Origin of the sequence: Anabaena sp. PCC 7108, assembly GCF_000332135.1 — a bacterium.
GTDB lineage: Bacteria > Cyanobacteriota > Cyanobacteriia > Cyanobacteriales > Nostocaceae > Anabaena.
Genome location: NZ_KB235896.1, coordinates 5,658,007 through 5,678,791, shown reverse-complemented (window position 1 = coordinate 5,678,791; position 20,785 = coordinate 5,658,007). Strand labels below are relative to the sequence as shown.

Genomic DNA, 20,785 nt, shown 5'->3' with positions numbered 1-20,785 from the left:
GGGTTCTACAAGATAAATGAATAAACTAATGTAGGAAAAAATCTCATGAAAACACAAACTCTTGAGCGAACAGCAAAACCTTTTACCCTAAATTTCGTAGAACCCGTCGCTCCAGCATTGTATGATGAAGCAATTAAAGGTTCAGAGATACTAAAACAGTCCTATGATCCTAAAACTCAAACATCGAATATTCCTATCTACGCTGGTACTTCATTAACATATAGTAATACAGGTTCTAACTGGGTTCAGGCTAGAGATGATTCAAAGGAAAGTGATACTTAAAGCTGAAATTAGCAATATGCTAAAACCATGATTAAGGCTCAATATCAAATAAGATAATAATACAGTACGATAGGAGTAAATATATTCTATCGTACTGCAATATTTTTATATTTGTAACGCCTTTATTAACAATGTTCTCTAATGGTTCAAAGCCAGATTTCAATACCAAATACAGTTAATTGATCAAAATACCTAATTCATCACTAGAAAATGAGCTTGCAAAATATGATATTAATTTTTACGAACAAACAGGATACACATACTGACGAAGTTATCAAAAATCTACATCAAAGAAACATTGAAGTATTTCGATTAAATTCAGAAGATTTGCTTTGTAAATATAAGGTAAATCTTTACATTGATGAAAATGGTTTATGGGATGGAGAGATTACTGACGAACTAAGCAGAATATTAAATTTATCAAAACTAAAAGTAGCATGGTTAAGAAAACCTGAATTTACTTTTTTTGGGAAAATGGCTGAATCTTCAGAAGAAGATTTTATGGTTTCAGAAACAAAAGCTTTTATCAATATACTGTACTCGCTACCTAACATAACATGGATAAATGATCCATTTGTAGCAAATAAAGCTAAAGTTAAGTTTCAACAACTTTTACTGGCTAATAAATACGGTGTGAAAATTCCTAAAACACTCATAACAACACAGCCAGAAATTGCCAAAGAGTTTTTTGTCGAGTGTGGAGAAGAGGTCTTAATTAAAACCATTTATACGGGAAATGTGACAATCAATGGTATTAATCAAGGAATACCATCAAGAAAGATTGGCAAAGATGATTTTTATGAATTTTATCAAAGTATTGCTTTATCACCTACTCAACTACAAGAATATGTGGAAAAAGCCTTTGAATTAAGAATTACAGTTATTGGAGAAAAGGTATTTGCAGTCAAAATTGATTCACAAGCAAATGAAGAGACAAAAATAGACTGGAGATTACATACTAAAATGAATCCCCATTCTATTTTTACGTTGCCTTCAAACATAGAAAATTTCTGCATCGAATTTTTAAAAGAGCAAAAACTCTTATATGGGGCTATGGATTTTATTGTTACACCAAAAAATGAATATGTTTTTTTAGAAAATAATCCTTTTGGTCAATATCTTTGGCTAGAAATAGAAACACAAATACCATTAACAGAAGAGATTTGTAATTTATTAATAAACTATCTTGATAGTTGATTAACATTTTTGGTTCTACCGAATCCCTACCTAAAATTCCTAATATTACGTTTAAAAATAAAAACTTTTCGCCCTTATTTATTCTCAATAAGGGCGATTTTCGACTACTTAATAACTCCCCCTCAAGGAATTACCACTAACACCACAGTGAGGAGCGATCGCTAAATCCCCCCACTTGTGATAAACATCCAGCTTATTGATAATAATAAAGTTTAAAACCATTGATATTACGTTAAAAAATACAAACTACTCGCCCTTATTGAGAATAAAAAAGGGCAATTTTCGACTACTCAATAACTCCCCCTCAAGGAACTATCACCAACACCACAGTGAGGAGCGATCGCTAAATCCCCCACTTGCGATAAACATAGAGCTTATTGACAATAATAAAGCCTAAAACTATTGATATTAGGTTAAAAAATAAAAACTGCTCGCCCTTATTGAGAATAAAAAAGGGCAATTTTCGACTACTCACTAACTCCCCCCGTTGTGATAATTAACTCCCCCCCTTGTGATAATTGATTTTCATGAAACCCTTACCCAATAAAGCTTTAACCCCCTAACCACCAAAATCACCTAAAAATTGCACATTATATAGATATGTCCGAAAAAAAACTACTCAAAACCGGGTTGTATGCTAGTCAGAACATCTATGCCAACCCTGCGGGGACTACTCACCTGGTTTTGAGTGCGCTGCCATGAAACGTCAATACACCACCAAACGCAATCCTTGTCCTATCTGTGGCAACCATCACGGTTGCGCTATTCGCCCAGATAATCTAATTGAGTGCCTACGGAGTTTCAGCCAACATGATGCCCCGGCTGGTTATCGCTTTATCAAGCCCCTGCGTAACGATATGGGCGGTTTATTTGTTCTAGATGACCAAAATAATGCCCAAAACCAGGATAAACCTCTGTATTCGCCCCAAAAACGGGCTGACAGTAGACAAACAAACAGGGGTTTGAGTATTGAGGAACGCGATCGCCAAAACCGATTACTTTTAAACTCCACAGTGAGTAGTTTGGGTACTCAACATATCTCCCATCTCCAAGAACAACGACAGTTGACTATTCAAGAGATTAACTGGCTCAAAGACTTAGGCTGGGTGAGAAGCTGGGAACCTGGAGCTTATTCCCCAGCGGGTGTAACGTCGGCTCTTACAGGTATTTCACCTGAAGGTAAACTATTAGGGAGAGAAGGAATTGCGATCGCAGCCCTTGACCCCAATTTTCAAATCACCGGCTTTCAAATTGCCACCTTGCGAACTCAACCCAAATACATTTGGTTGAGTAGTGCCTACCAGGGGGGAAGCGGACCCCAATTACCAAATGGTGAACTACCTCTGTTTTGCTGGAAACATCCAAACGCCAAAAAGGTGAAAGTAGTAATTCTCTGCGAAGGCGCACTCAAATCTCTACTCACCGCCGTGTCTTTGTGGCGTTCTGGGCAAACTGATATTGCAGTGATTGGTACAGCATCTGCCGCACGCTATGGTCAACAAACCCTCAAAGATTACCTCAAGCGGTTACGTCCCCAAGAAATTCGGCTGATGCCTGATGCTGGTGCAATACTCAATCCCCACATTGCCAAAGCCAACGAAGATACTCTGCAACAGTGCCGTAAATTGAGATATTCTCTATCTGTGGGTGACTGGGGACAACTGGAAACCAAAGAGCAATTAGACATTGACGAATTACTGTCCGTAGGTCGGCAAGATGAGATTAAACTAATTAGCACTGCTGCTTACCTGAATCGCCATCATATCCATCAGCAAATCAGAAAACTACTCAAACAAGGTTCATTCCAGTTGGTGCAGGATAAGCTAATTACGCTAAAACCCGCTACCAACTCTACAGACAATTTAGATTTAATTCAGCAGTATGCAAAAGGCGTTGAATACTGCCGTAAAGGTGGATATCAGGTGGTGGTGAGTTGGCATGATGAAACGATGCTTTCTCTTGAAAACGCTCCGCAAACGGTCAGCGCAACCATAACACCAGAAGAGTTTTTTGCTGGATGTTCAGAACAAGTACAAAAATCCCTAGCTCAGATAGACCGAGAATGGGGAATGCTCTACAACCTCAAGCTCTGGTTTGGACGGATGATGGAGCGTTATCGTCCCAAGAAAGGTTTTTCGGGAGTATCGGATAGATACGAACCACAGAGGCACAGAGAACACGAAGAGAGAAGAGACAAGGTTGAGAGGTTTGATGCTGCTTCACAAGGTGATGGTGTTGTCAAGGGTGATTTTTCTGTCTCATCCGGTCGGTTAAATGCAGATCATGATGGTTTCGGTGGGAGAACCACAAATAGGGGAACAGAGAATAGGGAAAACGGAAAAACAGAACTTTCCACAGATGGGGAAGTTATCAAAAATCAACCAGACTTAATACCACAAGAGGAAAGACAGCTACTTTCCCATGAGGGAGTTATCAAAAATCAATTTGACTCCATATCACAACCTGATAAAAAACAACTGCTTTCGGAAGATGGGCAAAGTTTATCCTCACCCATTGCACCGTGCAAGGTGATTGAGTACAAACCTGGAAAGTTCCCCAAATATGGCACTTTACAACAACCACCGAAAATTATCTTCAAAAAAGGTCAGCGTTTGCAAGTGTACGCTGAAGCTATTGCAGCCGGGTGGAAGCACATTTTAGATAAAAGTCCCACTGGTACATTTAAAAGCCATGATGCAGGAACAGCTTTACCAAAAGCTTTGGGAGTAGAAAAGTTATGGTACTTTACCAGTCATGCTCGCAATGTGAGTACAGAAACAATTGAACGCAATTATGAATATCTGGATGTACGTAATTCAGGTATGGTTTGGGATACTACCCCAAACGGTAAACGTTACCTAAGATGGCCTAAGCAGGGAGAAACACCAGATACAAAAGGTAATTGTCATCGTAGTCAAATTTTTAATGTTTTACGCAGCAAGAATTTAGACTCTATTGAAGGTGCAGAAAATCCTATTTGCGCTACTTGTCACTTACTAGAAGCTTGTCGTGGTGTTGCTGGAGCAGGTTTTGGACATCGGTATTTGAGAAAAGAGACTTTCAAGAGCGATCGCATTCGTTGTCATCCTGATAGCGCACCCCAACCAGAAGATTTCGACTGGTCAACTAGCGGTATTTTCTGGGATGAAGTTATGCAAACTGTACAACCAGTTAATACTATCACTGCCAATTTACGGGACATTGACCGAGTAATGGCAGAGTTAATGACTAATTCTCCTGAAATCAGTCTGCAATTACAACCAATGTGGGCAATTTTAAGACAATGTATAACAGGAGATATTCAACAACCTTACTACGGTTGGAATGATGCTGATGTCCGAAGAATTTTGGGTAAACCACCTGAAAATTTAGATGCAATTATCACAAAAGCGATAGAAGTTTTACAACCAGATTTATTACCAATCTTTAACTCCACCAGCAAGTATGGAATAGATTTAGGTGATTTACCAAAGAAGATGCGAAAACAGTTTGGTAATCCCATCTCTGAATTAGTGGAGAAAATTCAAGTAGAGATAATAGTTAACTGGTTTATACCGTTTTTACAAGTTTGGGGTAAACAAATTCCTGGTACAATTCGCATTGAATATGGAAAGCTAAGTATTACAACTCGTAACTCACGTCATAGTGCGATTAGTCAATCAACAAAATGGAATGTTTACTTAGACGCTACCACCAAACCTGAGTACATAGCTTGGTGGTTTGATATTAACCCACAGGAAATTTTAACTATAGAGCAAGAAATAACCAAAGCCAACAATTTACAAATTATCCAAATCACCGGATTAGGACAAGTTTCTAAAAATCGTTCTTCCTACTGTCAAGAAAGAGTAACCACACTGCGACAAGAATTATTATCTCATCACGGTAACATCAAATTTATTGACTTTGTAAAATGCTGTGAAACTAAAGATGGTGGTTGGTTTAGAGATAGTCGTGGTTCTAACGATTTCCAGGAAATTACAGCTTTAGCGACTTTTGGAATTCCCTATCAGAATATCGGTCATTTAGAAACATTATATCTAACTTTAAAATCCAGTCAGGACAAAGGTGACTATCAGTTAGATGATTTGGAAATAAATGCTAACAGTAGTAATAACTTGTTAGAACACTCAGAAATAAATCAAGAGTTACAAAATTTTATTGACTGGGTTACACAATCTGAAATTATCCAAGCTATCGGCAGATTAAGAGTAAATAATCGCCCAGAATCAGAACTTTATTTTTACTTCTGTGCTGATTACGATTTAAGCTTTTTAGAATATGAATTCAAATGTGTGCAAGCAGCAGAAATTACGATTGAAGCTGGTTGTAAGGATGAGAAATCTTGGTGGAAAATTCAAGCCGCAGTTAAAGAACTTTGGTTACAGGAACAAAAGATTACTCAACCAGTTGTAGCCGCAGTTTCTGGTATTAGTCAGGGTTATGTTTCCAAGTTAGCAACTGAGTTTGGAGGAGGTTGGAAACAATGGTTAAAAATATTCCTTTCTCTATTAAATAGTAATAATAGTAAAAGGAATAATTTGGATGATATAAGTGATTTTTTAAAAGAGGAATTGGAAATGACAGATATAGATTTTAGTCTGCAAGATTTGGAGACGAAATCTAATCACGAAATACTTAATAAAGTATTTGAGATAGATAAACATTTAAATGATACTGATTGGCAGTATTTTTTAGATAAAATGCCAATTAAATCGCAGTCTAAAATTATCGCTGCTTTACTTTCAATATTGCCTAAATGTTGGTTTCAGGAATTGATAGAAGTTGATTATTTGTTTCCTGGGTAGCATCCTAAGTGTGTAAGTTTATTTTTATCTAATAAAAAAACTATCCAGGTTTTATATAATTAATTGTATCCCTTACGAAAACCGGAGGCATTATCGTAAAGGATGCACGTGCATAGCGTGCTGTAGGCTTTTACACAAATGGAAGAGAGTTTTTGGTGTGGCTACGTTTATTTTTTTCAAAATTGGGATGCTCCCGTTCTCTGTTTCCTAACCCAACAGATATAATAACTATATCTCTAACGAGTAGTGAAACTCACAAATAGAAATGATATGAGTCATTTTTTTAATGAACTGTCAACAGTTAAATATTTATAGGAATTCAGTTTGATTCCTGATAGTGTTCACGTTCGTGGAGTGTGGTGTAAGCCATAATTTTCGTGAAGACAGGAAACAAGGAATCAAGATGTACCTAGTTTCGCCAAAATTAAATAGGAGTCCTATATGTTAAATTACAATACATTACATTGTTTACCTTCTTCAGCAGAATTACCAGATTCAGACGATACCCCAGTGGATAACGAACTACAAATTTTAATTCCCAACTTATTATTAGCCATCCTAGTCAATATTTGGCAAAAGCGAGATGACTGGTTTTTTGGTATTAATATGGGAGTTTATTATGCAGGAAGTAAACCTGCTATAGTCCCAGATGCGTTTTTAAGTTTGGGAGTAGAACGCTTTGTTGGTGAAAATGGACGTTCTAGTTATGTACTTTGGGAAGAAGATGGTATTTCCCCAATTTTAGCCTTAGAAATTGTTTCTCAAACTTACAATTACGAATATGAGCAAAAGAAATTAGACTATGCAGAATTAGGCATTTTATATTATGTCATTTATGCCCCTACACGCCTACGTCGGAAACGTCAACGTTTAGAAGTTTACCGCTTAGTCAATGGTGAATATGTTCTCCAACCAGGGGATAAAATTTGGATGCCAGAAGTAGGTTTAGGTATTGGTAGGGAACAGGGAACTTATCAAGGTAGAACTAGGGAATGGTTATATTGGTATGACGAAAATGGTAACAGATATTCTACCCAAGAGGAAGAATTGCAAGCTCTTTTAGCTAGGTTACAAGCAAGGGGAATTGACCCAAATACATTGTAAATTTTTGAACTTCTTTATTAATCAATGTTTTGGATTTATTGATTAAGTCCTAAATTCTTTTAATCTCCTAACTCTTGTTCCTTTTTAAGTAGTTGATTACTTTGATTATACTCCATTAACGCTATCAGTTTAAACTTTTCTATCTCTGCCTCTGTTAATTGATTTGTAGTAACTTGAAACTGGGCATAATTTGTTTTTCTCACAGCATTTAAAGCAACTTCGGCTTCAGAATACAAATGTTGCTTTCTTTTCAAGATTAAAATTTGCTCCTCTGTCGCTGTAACTTGTAGTGAAGCAGTAAATTCATCTGATTGATAAACTCTAATCTTTCCATCTCCACTATCTTCTATTAAACTTTCTTCGCTCATTAACCTTGCTATTATCAAAGGAATGACGTACAAGATAATGTCTTCCTCATATATTTCTGTTTGGTTTTCTTTCTGTTCATCTACCAAAACTATAATTGAATCATGATTAATTTGATCGAGATTGTTTTTCTCCTTTTCTATTGTACTCACAGTTAAATCATCTGCCAATATAACTGGTAATTTAGGAATAAACTCTGGATTTTCTACCTGGATCTCTTCTGGTTCAAAAGCTATTATAACAGATTCTTCCATAGTCCTTCCAGAATTGAGACTAGCAATAATAGATGCCAGTGTTTTAATAGCATCGCTTTGTTCTTCAACGTTTACAGATTCTGTTACCGGAATTGATTCTAATTCATTATAATCAACATATTCGAGAAGTTGGCTTAACATATAAGCAGCTTTAGCAGGGGAAATATCGGGTGATATTTTGGTTGATTCTTCAGTGAGTATAGTTAAAGGATTAGTTGTCATAAATTTATGCCAATGAATTGAATAAAGACTAATTTGGTTAAATATTAAACTTGAAGATACTGATTTTTGACTGATGCCAAAGATTGATTGATATTATTGTTGATTTCTTCAAATACATCCATAACTTCAGCGGATATTTGAGTCTGATTAATTTGTCCTAATTTAATATCCATTAAAACAGTTCCATCTTTTTTTATAATCGTTAAATCTTTGTGAGAGTTATTGATTGAAATCAAGTATTCTTTACCTTGTAATATAACGTCTCCATTATCTTGAGGAATGCCAAATACATCCCCCATTCGTTGAGCAATTTGGGTAAGACGATTGATAGAATGTAGTTCTTGAAAATCATTATTCATTGCTACTACTGCTTTTTCTGTTAATTCTACACCTGACTTAAATTGATTACCAACCTCTGCAATTCGCTGAATATATTCTGCTGACTTACCCAACTTTTGTGCAGTCAAATACCAAGTTCTTAATTTTTCTAATGTTGTTTCTTGATCCTGAATAGTTTTATCAGCAACTACCTCCTTTTGAATAATGTTGGATGAGGAAAACGGCGTAGAGTTAGGCAACTTTATCTCATTAGATGACATCATAGATGATTGCTGTATAGGTACTGGGGAAGATACTTCTGAAGCTGTTGGTGTAATAGATTGTGGTTGTTGATTGGTAAGCGTAGTATCTTGTTCTAGCTTGACTGCGCGTGTGTACCCATCATTTACAGCTTCCAACTTATATCCCTGTACTTCTAAATATTGTTTTACCAGTTGGTCAGTACCAGCAGCATTACCCACTATAAAAGAACTACCAACAGCGATCGCCTGATCAATTAACGGTACATAATGATTATTGAAGGTGTCCAAAATTTGTTGTTGAGTAACACCCCTCCAAGGACCAGAACCTGAAACCATAATCGTGTCATTAGCTGAGTACACCCCCGTATTTGCCCTTTCCCCCCAAGCTTTTTGATAATTACGGGTGCTAGAGAGTGTTTCAGGTGGTGCAGATGATATACCAATGAATTGAGTAGCTACTTCAGCCATTGCCACATCCTTTTGCATATGCGTTGCTACAGCAGCATTTAGGGGTTGGAGATTAGCAAGTGGGTTGGAAGTTTTGGGAGAACTAAGAATTTCTTGGACAAAATCTTTGGATTGAGGTGTGGACAGGGTTGTAATTGTTTGTACAGAAACCTTTGGTATCAATTCTGAGGATGCTTGAATAGTCTGAGAATTTTCCAACACTTTAGAATATCCCTCAATCAAAGCGCGAATAAACGGAGATTCTTTACCCTTGCCTTCCCAGTAGTTATCTCTGGTAGAAGTGACATAGTGAGTACAGTTTTCCAACCATTCTACTCCTCCTCTTTGGGTGATAGCTGCAAACAACTTGGGGTGTTGTTCTAACTTAGCTTGAATAATTTCTGTCATTAACTGTATTCGTGGTTCTCCCAAAGGTACTGTTGTTTTGTAGTGTTGGTAAGCTTGTTCAGCAGAGACAAAAGGGACTCCAGCAGGTTTATCTTGGGTATAAGTTTCTGGTCCATATTTACCGGCGGGTACTGCGGCGTTATCACGGAAAGATACAGGATATTCTCCTTGGATTTTGCCTAACTCCTTGGCTTTAACAGTAGGATTAGTCACAGCCGCACCTAGAGGGTCAGAACTTCTCGAACCGATATTCACTGGAGAAGTAATAACAGTAGCTGGGGGTGTAGCTGTAGATAAAGGTGGTGGTATAGCAGGTGTAACTAATGACTGTTCAAGGTTTGGACTGGGGAAAGACACAATTTTTCCGTTGACATAATCTCCCAGCGGTTCTGTATGCAGTCCCCACACTTCGGGTTTATCCCTAAAACCGGCCAGTTCTCGACTGCTGTGTTTTTCCATTGCTGCCCACTGTTGCTGATATGCTGGATCTGCAATCATTTCTGGGGTGATGCGGTATTGTTTACCTACTCGAAAGGCAACTTGTTGGGAACTGGATATGGCGATGGCGGAACGCCCGTTGGAGGCGATCGCTATTTGTGTAGAGTTTTGAGGAGATGGTCTGCTGGAAGTTATCGCAGAATGGCCACCTACGGCGATCGCTATATCTCCCTCTTTAAACCCATAAGCTTTGTACGGTTCATAAGTCCTGGTTGTGTGGCATCTACCATATCCGCGCATAGCATCAATAGTAGTGCTGACAGGTAAAGGATTGGGTTCACCGTGCATTTTCAGAGGAAACACCATTTGCACAGGTTTACCCGAAATCACAACATCCTTCTCTTCAGGTTTGGAGACAATGGTGTTATCAGCAGGTAATACCTCAGCTACTGCGGATATAGTTTGCAGATTTTCAGCAACTACAATTGTTTGCTCCGGTAGATTTTTATTTGCTAAATTGGGTGTAACTGTAACAGGTATTGTAGTTGTAACTGATTCTTGAACTTTATCTAGTCTTTCTCCTATTATATGTGGTCTATTGGGAAGGGAATTAAGATATTGATTGTAAGCACTATTTTTTCCGTCAGCACTTAATGGTTGTCCAAACTTTGCCTTCAAAGCATCAAAATCATCAGATGAAATTGTACTACTAACCAAGTAAATTACAGAAAGACCTTTTTTTGTTTCTAGTGGTACATCTTGTGGCGGTAAAACATTAAATTCAATATTTTTAGATTTAAACCAATTCTGAACTAATTCTGTTTTGTGGTTGTCCACTGCTATTCCTATTAATCCCAGTACCTTATCTTCCTGACTAGTGAATAATATTGTCGGACGTTCTTTGATCTTTTCCAGCAATAGTCCACTTTTTTCAACCATCACCTCTTGCTTTGTTACCGTATTTGATTGGGAATTATCTTGAAAAGCTTGAGATTCCTTTGTCCAAATTTCGGGATATTGTACTGTGTTGGGTTCAATATTAATAAAAGTGTGAGAAAAATTACTTTGTAATGTACAATTCACAGAACCTTGTTGACCATGTTTAAGCACTCCCAAATTTTGTAGTGCTTCCTTATCTTTTTTGTAGTGGAGAACTCCTAATAATTCTCCATTAAGAAAAACAGCATCCCTATTTTTACTGGTTGGTACTTCTAAACTAACGCTTTTATATTCTTCTCCCGTAAAAACTTGACCTTTAAAATCATAAACATTAATTTTATTGATTTTTAATAAATTGCCATGAGGTGATTCAGCAATAATAAAACCACCTTCATGTTGACTATCACCAATAGATTTTAATTTAAGTTGTAGCGGATTACCATTAGCTAAATAATTTATTTTTCTTAATTCTTGAATTGAATCAGCATCTAGTTCTCCTAATGTTTGACCAGCCAATTTAATTTTAGCTGTGTCAATAGGAACTGGTACATTACCAATAGTGAGTGTAACTGGTTCATTATTGAAAGTCTTACCTGCATGAGAAAATTTACTAATTTCTCTGATAGTAATGTTGATTGGTGGTTGCGATGGTAAATTAATAGTTGCCGTAGCTGTATAAGATTCACCTGGTTTAATATATGCTTGTGCCTGAGTACCAATTGCTAATTGGCCTGTTCTTTGTTCCAAAACAGCAAATTCTTTGTATTTTTCATCATCATCTTTAACAAAAACCAATCTAGAATTATGTCTTTCATGTCCTGGAGGATAGCGACTTGCTTGTATTTCTATCGAATATTTTTCTTGCGGATTCCATTCTCTGCCAACAAAATTATCTCCTTCCTTACCAATTCCTAATACTTTGAGTTGTGAAAATTGTAACTCATCTAATCGGCCAACTATTTCCTTACCAAAAGTTGCAAATACAAAGTTAGAAACTTTCTTACGAGAGTTGAAACTTGAATTATCTCCTTGTTCTAATTCATCTTGTCGAGAAGCTGATATATTCCATGTTGCGGCTGCGGCTGCTAATTTTTGGTCTTCAGGAATTAAATTATAGAAATTTTCAGCAACAGCATAAGCTTCTTGAAACAGTAACTTGATTTGACTTTCTCTGAGTTCAGGTTTCATTTCAACTAATGTTGCTCCCTGAGTTATCATTCCTGGTTTAAGTTTATAGTCAATTACAGATTGTTGACTAACTGTTCCCAGCTTGCAATATTTAGCTTCTCCATTTTCCGTTTCTCCATCAATTTGTGCTATTGCTAACAAAGTATGGGGACGTTGTAAAGACCGATATTTTTCTGGAATTTCTTCTAAACGAATATTGAGTGTAGAACCTTTCCAAATTCCTGGATGTTCGTAGCGAGTGAGATTAGTAATGGTGATTTCTGTACCATTGCTGGTTTTGACAACAGCATAAGGTCCTTGTTCAGTTTCTCGACGTTTATTTAATCTAGTAGCTACATTGAATTTATCATCAAATTCTTGTTTGGTTAATATAGCCTGAAATTTTTGTTGAGGAGTAAATTCTACACCTTTAAATAAATCTTGAAATTGGATAATAGGACGTGATTCTAAATGAGATGCTTCAAAGTATTTATTAACTTGGTTAATTAGTAACTCCACTGGTGAATAGCCAGTAGTAGTAATACCTTCATTTAAGTAGGCAGATGAAGATTTTTTATCTTTAATATAATTAACATCTCGATAAAGATAGCGTTTATTTTCAGCTATTACCTCCATATCAGGTTTTTTGGCACTTTTAAATAAATCCACCGCAATTTGATTTTGGAAACAAGCTGCTTCAATCATTTGTCGGTACATATTGCGATTAATTGCCATTGCTTGTTCTATCACTTGAGAATTTCTATTTTGAACAGATGCAAGTTTGAGAAATTCCTGCATCTGTTCTCTGTATTCTTCCCGTATGGCTTGAGGATGGTTTTGATTATTTTCTAAATTGACTAATTTTTTATAATGACTACCAACTTGGTCTAAATATTCTGTTTGTTGTTGAGAATTTCCATAAGTTATTAAAGTTTCAATTTCTGACTCTAAAGCTTCTAGTGCTGTCACATGATTATTGATAATACCAACACTGATACCATCACTCATGTGAATAGCGATTTCTTCAAATTCAGGTTGTGTACCATCTTCTCTGTAAAAAGATTGCTTTTTCAGTTTGACTGTGGGAGCATAAGCATTTTCAGGCAAGTTTCTGTATTCAGCTTCGGCGGTAAAATTAGGATATTTACTTGCTAATTCCACACCAATACAGTCACCATCAAAGTCTCGACCTTGACGTTCTGATTCTGTTTCTATGGGGTCTAATTCTTCAGTTTCAATACCTTGTGCTTTTAGGGCTTCAATCCTAGCTTGAATGCGTTTGTGGTCTTCATCGTTAACTACGATAATTCCTGCCAAGGGGTTGCCATCTGGTCCTAAGTAATCTTCAATATGTTTGTTGATGGAAACACATAAACCATTAGCATTGAGGAAAGGGGAGCGAAAATTCAGGATTTTTTCACCCTCAGCTATCCAAGGCACAGAAATCTCACCATTTTTGAGTTCTTTGGAGGGAATAATCATTCCTCGGTCAAATGTAAGGACACGACCAAGGGCAATATCCCGCCATTCATTTTGTACAAATCGGGTAAGTTCTTGTTTAACTTTCTCAGTTTCTAAAAGTTGGGAATGACCAAGTAAGTCTGCTTTGATAATTTTGTATATTAACAAGTCATCTTGTTCAGATTCACTATCTTCTTGTAAATCATCTGGATATAAATTTTCATCTATCTTAGGTTCATCAGTAGATAATTCCACTGCTTTTTCTACAGCTTCATTTACTAATTGTTCAGTTTTTTGCTGTTCAATAAAAGTTTTGCGTTTTTCGTATTTTTCACAATATAACTGTGCTACTTTCCTTGGGTCTTTCTGGATTTCTGCGAGTTCTTGTGCTTGCTTTTCTAATTCTTCGGCAAAGTCTTTGATGCCTTGGGGGAAAGAAGCCAGTAGTTGAGAAATGGCAGTCTTACCTTTTTGAGACTGTGATTTTTCACCCAACCAAATAGTTTGATTATATAAACCTGGTTTGATTTGGGGTTTAATTGGTGTAGATGGGTTATCTTTATCTGTTCCCTTAAAGCTAGATATGGGGATGATTAGGTCTATTTTGGGTTTATTATTGGAATCTAAATATTTTATTTCATCTAGATTATAAGGACGAAGTGTGCCTTTGCCAAACCGATATTTGGTATCTTCCCCATCTCCATCTCTCCAGCCAAAGCGGTGTTGTATTACACGGAAACTTTTATCTTGTTGTTCGTTTCTTTTAGTTATTGTGTCATATAGTTCAGTTGAAATTTGCCCGTAGCAGTCACCTACAAATTTATATGCCACATCATTTGGTAAAATCCCTCCATTTTCTCCATTAGTGTCATCTACTACTAAAATATTGAGTTTTTCATGGATGGCGTTTTTGCATGATCCTAAAAAAATAGAACCGTAAGCACCACGGTCTTTTCTATCTGGACAAAGTTTTTCAATGATCTCTAAACATTCTGGTAAACCGTAGAGTAGCCTAGTTTTGGATGAAAACAGTAACACATCGCCATTTGGGTGGTTCTTTAAGTCTTCTGCTGTGCAGTGTTCATCCATTTGTCCAAAGGAAAAATCTCTCTCTGGTAAGAAGAATTCTAAAAGTGTATTATCTAGTTTTTCAGTTAAAATTGAATTGGCATTTTCGGTATTACCATCTGTATGAATCCACTGATTTAGTCTAGTATCAAAGTGCTTGAATTCTAAAGTCATAATTTTGATAAATTTTTGATGAAAAAGATAATTGCTATTTCTTGATTGAGGTTGAATTATGTCGAGATTGACTCGTTGGTTAAATATGCACTGTAAAGAGTTGAATTTAGATGGAATGCTCAAAGATGAAGCTAGAAGCCAGATGTTATCTATGGGTATGAGTAACGAATCAATAGAAGACTATGCAAATACATTAAAAGTAAAATATGATTATCTCAAGCATCTAGATGAAACTGACCCTGAACCTTGGATAAATTATACTGCCTACGATTTCTTTACAGAACAAGAGAAGCAGCAATTTAATGTTGATGGTTCTTTGAAACCAGAGTATGTGAAATATGTTCATAGTATTGGTATCAGTGCTAAATCATTAGCAGAAATGGAACGTCGTAAAAAAATTGAAGTTGATAATTACAATCAATTGTCGGCTCGATATGCGGAACAGGGCATAAATTTTGGTGAACAGCAAATGCAAGCAATTATTTCAAACAACAAAACCTATTTACAAAGAAGGAAGCAGATGGAAATAGATTTGCGTAATTTTGAAGATGTTGATACCTTGCCTTTTGAACCAGAAACACGGTATTGAAATTTGCCAATTTGGTAATTTATACATCACTGTTACAGGAGGTCACAAGGAACAGGTGACAGTATGAAAAGTCTTTTGTTATCTGAGTTTTATCATCAATTGATGTCCTAACACGGGCGATTGCTATAACTACTAATAGTTTCCTCAGATTTGATTCTAAAAGTTATTTCACTGATGGTGCTAGTAAAAAAAAGTAGAATTGGAGGTAGTTTTTGTTTGTTGCTTTATATCGTTTGATATAAATCAAACTCATGTTTGATATAACTGTCTTTACTCCAATTCTCCGCTATTTTCTTTTTCTTCTTGTCGGTTGTGGGTTAACAGTAACATTTTCAGTCTCTCTAGTATCATCAAATCTTCATCTGTCAACCCTTTATCTTTACTTTCAGCGTCATCATAGAGAGAAATTTCTGCAATTTCTTCCCCATTTTTGCGTTTTAGTTTGAGAATGTCTTTCTCTAGTTGAAGGTCGTAGTATTTTCCTGAATATGTTTCTGGTTGTCCTGCTTGTTGCCAAAAAAATCTGATAATTGGCCTGATGTTGTTAGTGTGATTTTTTGAACTATAAACCGATTGGTGTGCGCTCAACAAAGGTGTGATGTTGGAAGGTATTGCATTACTCCCCTGACCGAAAGCTGGGTTGTCTACAGAAACCTTGCTTCTATTCTCGGTTTCCAAAGTATTTTTTGCAGGTTTACTAGAAGCGATTGCCTCCGGCAGTGCGCTCCGCGCAATCGCCAAGTGCTGCTGCAAGTTGTTTGCCTCCGGTGGGCGTTTAGCCATAACTTGGTGTTCTGTCATTATCTCCGTTACTGTATTTTGGCTATTCGCCTCCTCAACTTCGATTAGTGCTTGACTACCCTCATTTGTATTATTTTTAGCTTCTGGTGCAGTAATAGCTTGATGTAATTCTGATTGTGATATGTCTGCGGTGAGGGAAGTGATTACTTCCGGTAGTTCTGGTGCAGAGTTCCGCGCCGCACTAATTTCTGAAGTAGTTTCTTGTTTATGCGTAGTTTTATTGGTTAATGGTATTTCTTTCTCTGGGGACAATACTGTTACCGTTGTTTCTATAGCAGGTGTTGGCATTTCTACCTGTTTTTTACCCTGATAGGAATATATTGCTGGTAAATCCCGTTTAGGGTCATAAGATACGCCTCGTTTTTTCTGAAGTCCTGGAAAGCTGTATGCTGACCCTAATTTATACCCACCGACTTTGACACCATTCAACTCGAAAGCGATCGCCTCTTTAAACAACCCCCCGGTACTAAATTGGGGATGAACCACAACACTTTGTTGCTGAAGTCTCTGTATCAATTGGGTAACAGTTGGTTGGTCTTTCGTAGCTGCATCAATGATGTCCGCTAACAGTTGGGTAATAGGTGGTTGATTAGAAGAGTGATGTTTCTGCTTTTGGGTTTGTCCTTGGCGATTGCTAACAGTTGTTTCAAACCCACTTTCCTTTTGAACTGTTTGAGCTACTCTGTCACTGCTACAGGATACAGCCTCCAAACCGTATTCTTTTTCCAATTTTCGTAATATCACCTCACTGCGGCGATAATCCCAGGAATCTGGTACAACCGAGCCATTCATGCGAATACGAGATGCAATGATATGAATGTGTTCGTGGTTGGTGTCATGGTGACGGGCAACAACGTACTGGCTTTGATTTAATTCCTCTCCCAAGAATTTCATGGACTTGAGCCAATGCTGGGCAATTTCTGTGTATTGCTCATCCTCCAAATGTTCATGATATTCCCCTTTGTCATGGGATACATCGCGGTGAGGAATAGAAAGAATGACATGAGCGCAAGCACGTTGGAGATTGGGGCGAAATCTTCTAGCTGCACCAAATTCTCTAGTTAGTTGTATGGGTGTAGTTCCACCCATATTGCTGTCGATCATGGTGGCTTTCTCCTTACCCAGCACATATTCTAGGGTGGAGCGAAAGCTGTGATTTTTAAACTGTTTGCCAATCAAGGGGTACTCCTATCAGCGATGTCTACGACGGGTTATGTAGGGGTTAGCTGAATACTTTGTTGGGATAAGCTGTTACGCAGCTAAATTTAATAAATAGCATTGCCTTTATTCTTGATTTTACGCTCCCAGTTAATAATAAGACCTCCTTCATTTAGCAATTTATTTAATAACTCTTCTAGCTGTGATACAGATTCAAATAATCTATGTGCTATATATTCTTTTGCGGAATGCCAAACTAATTCAATTAAATTATAATCTGGACTATACGGTGGTAAAAACTCCAAAATAATATTTGGCATTTCTAACTCAATCCGAGATAAAATATCTTTTCTTTTATGGAAACTGGCATTATCTAAGATAATAACTATCTTAGCAGAATTATTATTGAAGCTTTCGATTGGATTTCCTTGTTCTATCCATTCTTGTATTAGGAAATTATTTAACGAAATCAACTGTTCATAAAAAACATCTGCATTCCCCTTTTTGATAACAAAGTTAATTCTTTTCTTGTCATGATAACGCAACCCTCCCATAATATTTACTCTTCCTCGTCTTCTTTGCCCTGTCACCTTTTTTCTATTACCTTTCCGTCCCCATGTTTTTCTTCTTATCACTCTTAAACTAAATCCACTTTCGTCCCAAAACCATACCTGTAAACGCTCTGGGGCTTCTTTAGTTATTTTTAAATATTCTGCCAATTTTTCTTTAAATAACTTCCGTTTCTCTGGATTCTGTTTATCTTCCAGACTGTATCTTGCCCAAAGGTAAACGTACTTTTTTTTTGCTAAAATTCTTCCTACTTGAGAACCACTTAACTTAATTCCTGTTGCTGATTCTAAATATGTTGCACATCTTGCTGCTGTCCAGCGACCAAATTCATATCCGTATTCTGTTGGTTCTTTTTCAATTATTTCTAATAATAAATCTTCATATTCTTTGGTGACTTTACGAAAGTTCCCTTCTCTTCTTCCATCCAAAAAACTTTCTAGGTTATCAGGGTCTCCATGCACTGCCCAATATGCTACTGTTGGATATGCAATATCTAAAAAATCACTAATCTCTTGGTAAGTTTTGCCGTCATTCATCAATAATAAGATAAGAACCTTCTCTCTTATATAGGGATTTTCTTGCTCTTTAAGGTTTTTTAATAACCTTTCTCTCTGCTCTTGAGATAGATGGTTTTTTGCTGGCATACTTCCTGGTGATTGCTTAGTAACTTAATTTTATATTATACAATCAAGCTGCACAACAGCTTAGTGATTTGGGAAAATATGGTGAATTTTAGAGCGATTGCCTCTGGCAGTGCGCGAAGCGCAATCGCTGAAAGTGGGCTATTTTTAGAAATCATATCTTGCACCATCATCTTATTGCGAAAATCTAAGTCTACAACCCTTATTATTGCGTAGGGTGGGCATTGCCCACCGCACCCTTATTGAGAAGGTGCAAGATGTGAGAGAAGCTGTTTCTACTTTACGTGCGATAGCGAAGCGCTCCGTAGGAATCGCCTTTGGTACTGCGCTCCGCGCAATCGCTGAAAGCGGGCGTTCCGCCATCGTTTCCTCTCCGTGCGTTCTGGCCAATTACTAATTCAATAATCAAATTAGGTCTTCTTGTTCAACATCTCTTATCTCACAATCCAGCAGTTGCATTTGTGTTTCCTTGATGGATGCACGCAGGGATTCTACTAAGTTTTGTAGCTGCTCAGGATCAATATTTACGGCTTCCCCTGCTTTCGATGCCCTAGTTGCTGCTGTAGCTATTTGGTTAAGATTCACCCCAATAGCATTTAGTTCTGTGTACAACTTCCAATTTAACTGAGGGGGAGGGGGCAATTCTACAACACGCCGTCGAAATGCAGCACGTCGAATAAATTCTGTGATACTCACTCTGCCTTCTTTTGCTTTCTGTTTAAGTTGCTCGTACTCATCAGCAGCAAAACGAACTGAAAGCCTAATTGTTCTGATAACTCCATCAGTTCTCTGAGTTTTTTTTGGCATGATGATTATTTCCAAAAAAACTTTTTCAGCTAAAAAATGCGGTGAAAATACTATTTTGAGGGGTTTTGTCCAAGTATAACGCATGCACAAAACATGGCTTGCGTCTCACCGGGAATTAAGGCAAACACAACTAAGGTATAATTTATAACATATAATTATACCTTTCAAACCTTTCTACTGTAGGTATTTCAAGGCTATTTACTTAGTATGTAAATTAATATACAAGTATATATTCCTTACTGAAAATTGGCTAGGATTGGCTAGGATTGGTTGCTTTTTTGCCACCTAAAAAGTTTATTTAGTTAATTTGTACTATTAAATTATCCATCAAGTGGCTGGGATTGGCTAGGATTGGCTAGGATTGGTTGGGATTGGCTAGACTTACTATAATAAGTATTATTACTCACGATAACAGAAGTACACAATAATACTTTTGTAACCTAATTGTTTTCCATTAGGGTCTAAAATTTTTTGCGTTTTAATTTTTTTATTTGCTTCTAAGCGTGTTTGCATAGAAATAGTAATCAAGTTATATCAAAAATTATATCTGTTTTATACTTTTTGTTAGTTTTATATTCATACCTGAATGCTGCAATATAGTTTTTATTATTTATTAGATTTTGTGATACCAGATACCTTACCTCTATCAATATTGGATATTAGGGTTTAAAAATCATAAAAGATAAACGGAATGACTATTATGGCAGAGCAAAAATTTATAACCAAGAGACTTAGATTTCAATTTCGAGAAAATACACCAGATGGAATATTGTTAAATTATTTGGTTAATTATCCCCATAAAAATTTTGATGAATTAGTATGGCAAGCAGCTCGAATATGTTTTATGCCATTAGCTTATATCAACGTAAATGGAGTTGATGATAATTTATTGAAGGAAATAACTTTATCATCATTGTTCGATTGTTTAAATCATTGGGATTATATTCAAATAAAGTTAAATTTTAATTTACCCTTGTCTCAAATAATTCTTCAAGGTATGGACAGTTTTAGTACCGCTTTGATTACAAACGATTCTGTAATAAAACAGAATTATGCTAGTTATCAAAACCCAATAGAACAAATAGTTACTAATAACACAACAGTTCTCCAATCTCCAGAAACTGATCTACATGATGATTTTTGGGATGAAGATGTAGAGGTAGAGATGGAATTAACGGATGAACAAAAGGCTGTTAGACAGGATATTCGTTCTTTATTTGGATAAACACTATAACTAAATAATTTAGCTACCTCCTGAATTCATACTTAACAAAATTCAATCACAAAAAATATATTTTAGTTA

At 36.6% G+C, this 20,785-nt stretch carries 11 protein-coding genes; 6 read left to right on the top strand and 5 right to left on the bottom strand.

All coding sequences use genetic code 11. From position 1 onward, the window contains the following. The first annotated feature begins 45 nt into the window (after positions 1 to 45). The 4 genes from ANA7108_RS0126360 to ANA7108_RS0126345 all read left to right on the top strand — a co-directional run bounded on the left by ANA7108_RS0126360 (position 46) and on the right by ANA7108_RS0126345 (position 7,391). Positions 46 to 282 (top strand): hypothetical protein, encoded by a 237-nt coding sequence (locus tag ANA7108_RS0126360; protein ID WP_016953833.1) that lies wholly within the window; start codon positions 46 to 48, stop codon positions 280 to 282. A 210-nt stretch (positions 283 to 492) separates the two neighbouring features. Further along, the gene (locus ANA7108_RS30745; protein ID WP_016953832.1) at positions 493 to 1,479 is read left to right on the top strand and encodes an MvdC/MvdD family ATP grasp protein; all 987 of its coding nucleotides are present in this window, start codon (positions 493 to 495) and stop codon (positions 1,477 to 1,479) included. A gap of 698 nt (positions 1,480 to 2,177) precedes the next feature. Next, positions 2,178 to 6,287 carry a hypothetical protein gene (locus ANA7108_RS0126350; RefSeq protein ID WP_016953831.1) on the top strand — a complete coding sequence of 1,370 codons (4,110 nt, stop codon included), beginning with the start codon at positions 2,178 to 2,180 and terminating at the stop codon, positions 6,285 to 6,287. Positions 6,288 to 6,728: 441 nt separating this feature from the next. Next, positions 6,729 to 7,391 (top strand): Uma2 family endonuclease, encoded by a 663-nt coding sequence (locus ANA7108_RS0126345; protein ID WP_016953830.1) that lies wholly within the window; start codon positions 6,729 to 6,731, stop codon positions 7,389 to 7,391. A gap of 59 nt (positions 7,392 to 7,450) precedes the next feature. Here ANA7108_RS0126345 and ANA7108_RS0126340 read toward each other — a convergent pair whose 3' ends face one another. Together ANA7108_RS0126340 and ANA7108_RS0126335 are read right to left on the bottom strand one after the other, a co-directional pair. Beyond that, positions 7,451 to 8,233 (bottom strand): hypothetical protein, encoded by a 783-nt coding sequence (locus tag ANA7108_RS0126340; RefSeq protein ID WP_016953829.1) that lies wholly within the window; start codon positions 8,231 to 8,233, stop codon positions 7,451 to 7,453. Between the two features lie 44 nt (positions 8,234 to 8,277). After that, positions 8,278 to 14,916 (bottom strand): hypothetical protein, encoded by a 6,639-nt coding sequence (locus ANA7108_RS0126335; RefSeq protein WP_016953828.1) that lies wholly within the window; start codon positions 14,914 to 14,916, stop codon positions 8,278 to 8,280. 58 nt (positions 14,917 to 14,974) lie between these two features. On the opposite strand from ANA7108_RS0126335, the gene ANA7108_RS0126330 reads away from it, so the two are divergent. Then, positions 14,975 to 15,505, top strand: a complete 531-nt coding sequence (locus ANA7108_RS0126330) for a hypothetical protein (RefSeq protein ID WP_026104474.1) — start codon at positions 14,975 to 14,977, stop codon at positions 15,503 to 15,505. Between the two features lie 270 nt (positions 15,506 to 15,775). Here the strand turns inward: ANA7108_RS0126330 and ANA7108_RS0126325 are convergent, their stop codons facing one another. From ANA7108_RS0126325 to ANA7108_RS0126315, 3 genes are all read right to left on the bottom strand, one after another. Beyond that, entirely contained in the window at positions 15,776 to 17,410 is a 1,635-nt protein-coding gene (locus ANA7108_RS0126325; protein ID WP_016953826.1) for a relaxase/mobilization nuclease domain-containing protein, read from the bottom strand. 161 nt (positions 17,411 to 17,571) lie between these two features. After that, positions 17,572 to 18,678 (bottom strand): IS630 family transposase, encoded by a 1,107-nt coding sequence (locus ANA7108_RS0126320; protein WP_016953825.1) that lies wholly within the window; start codon positions 18,676 to 18,678, stop codon positions 17,572 to 17,574. A 402-nt stretch (positions 18,679 to 19,080) separates the two neighbouring features. Beyond that, on the bottom strand, positions 19,081 to 19,482 hold the full coding sequence (locus tag ANA7108_RS0126315; protein WP_042491374.1) for a ribbon-helix-helix protein, CopG family: 402 nt from the start codon (positions 19,480 to 19,482) through the stop codon (positions 19,081 to 19,083). Between the two features lie 700 nt (positions 19,483 to 20,182). On the opposite strand from ANA7108_RS0126315, the gene ANA7108_RS0126305 reads away from it, so the two are divergent. After that, complete coding sequence (locus ANA7108_RS0126305; protein ID WP_016953822.1) at positions 20,183 to 20,707, top strand: hypothetical protein; 525 nt, start codon at positions 20,183 to 20,185, stop codon at positions 20,705 to 20,707. Positions 20,708 to 20,785 lie beyond the last annotated feature (78 nt).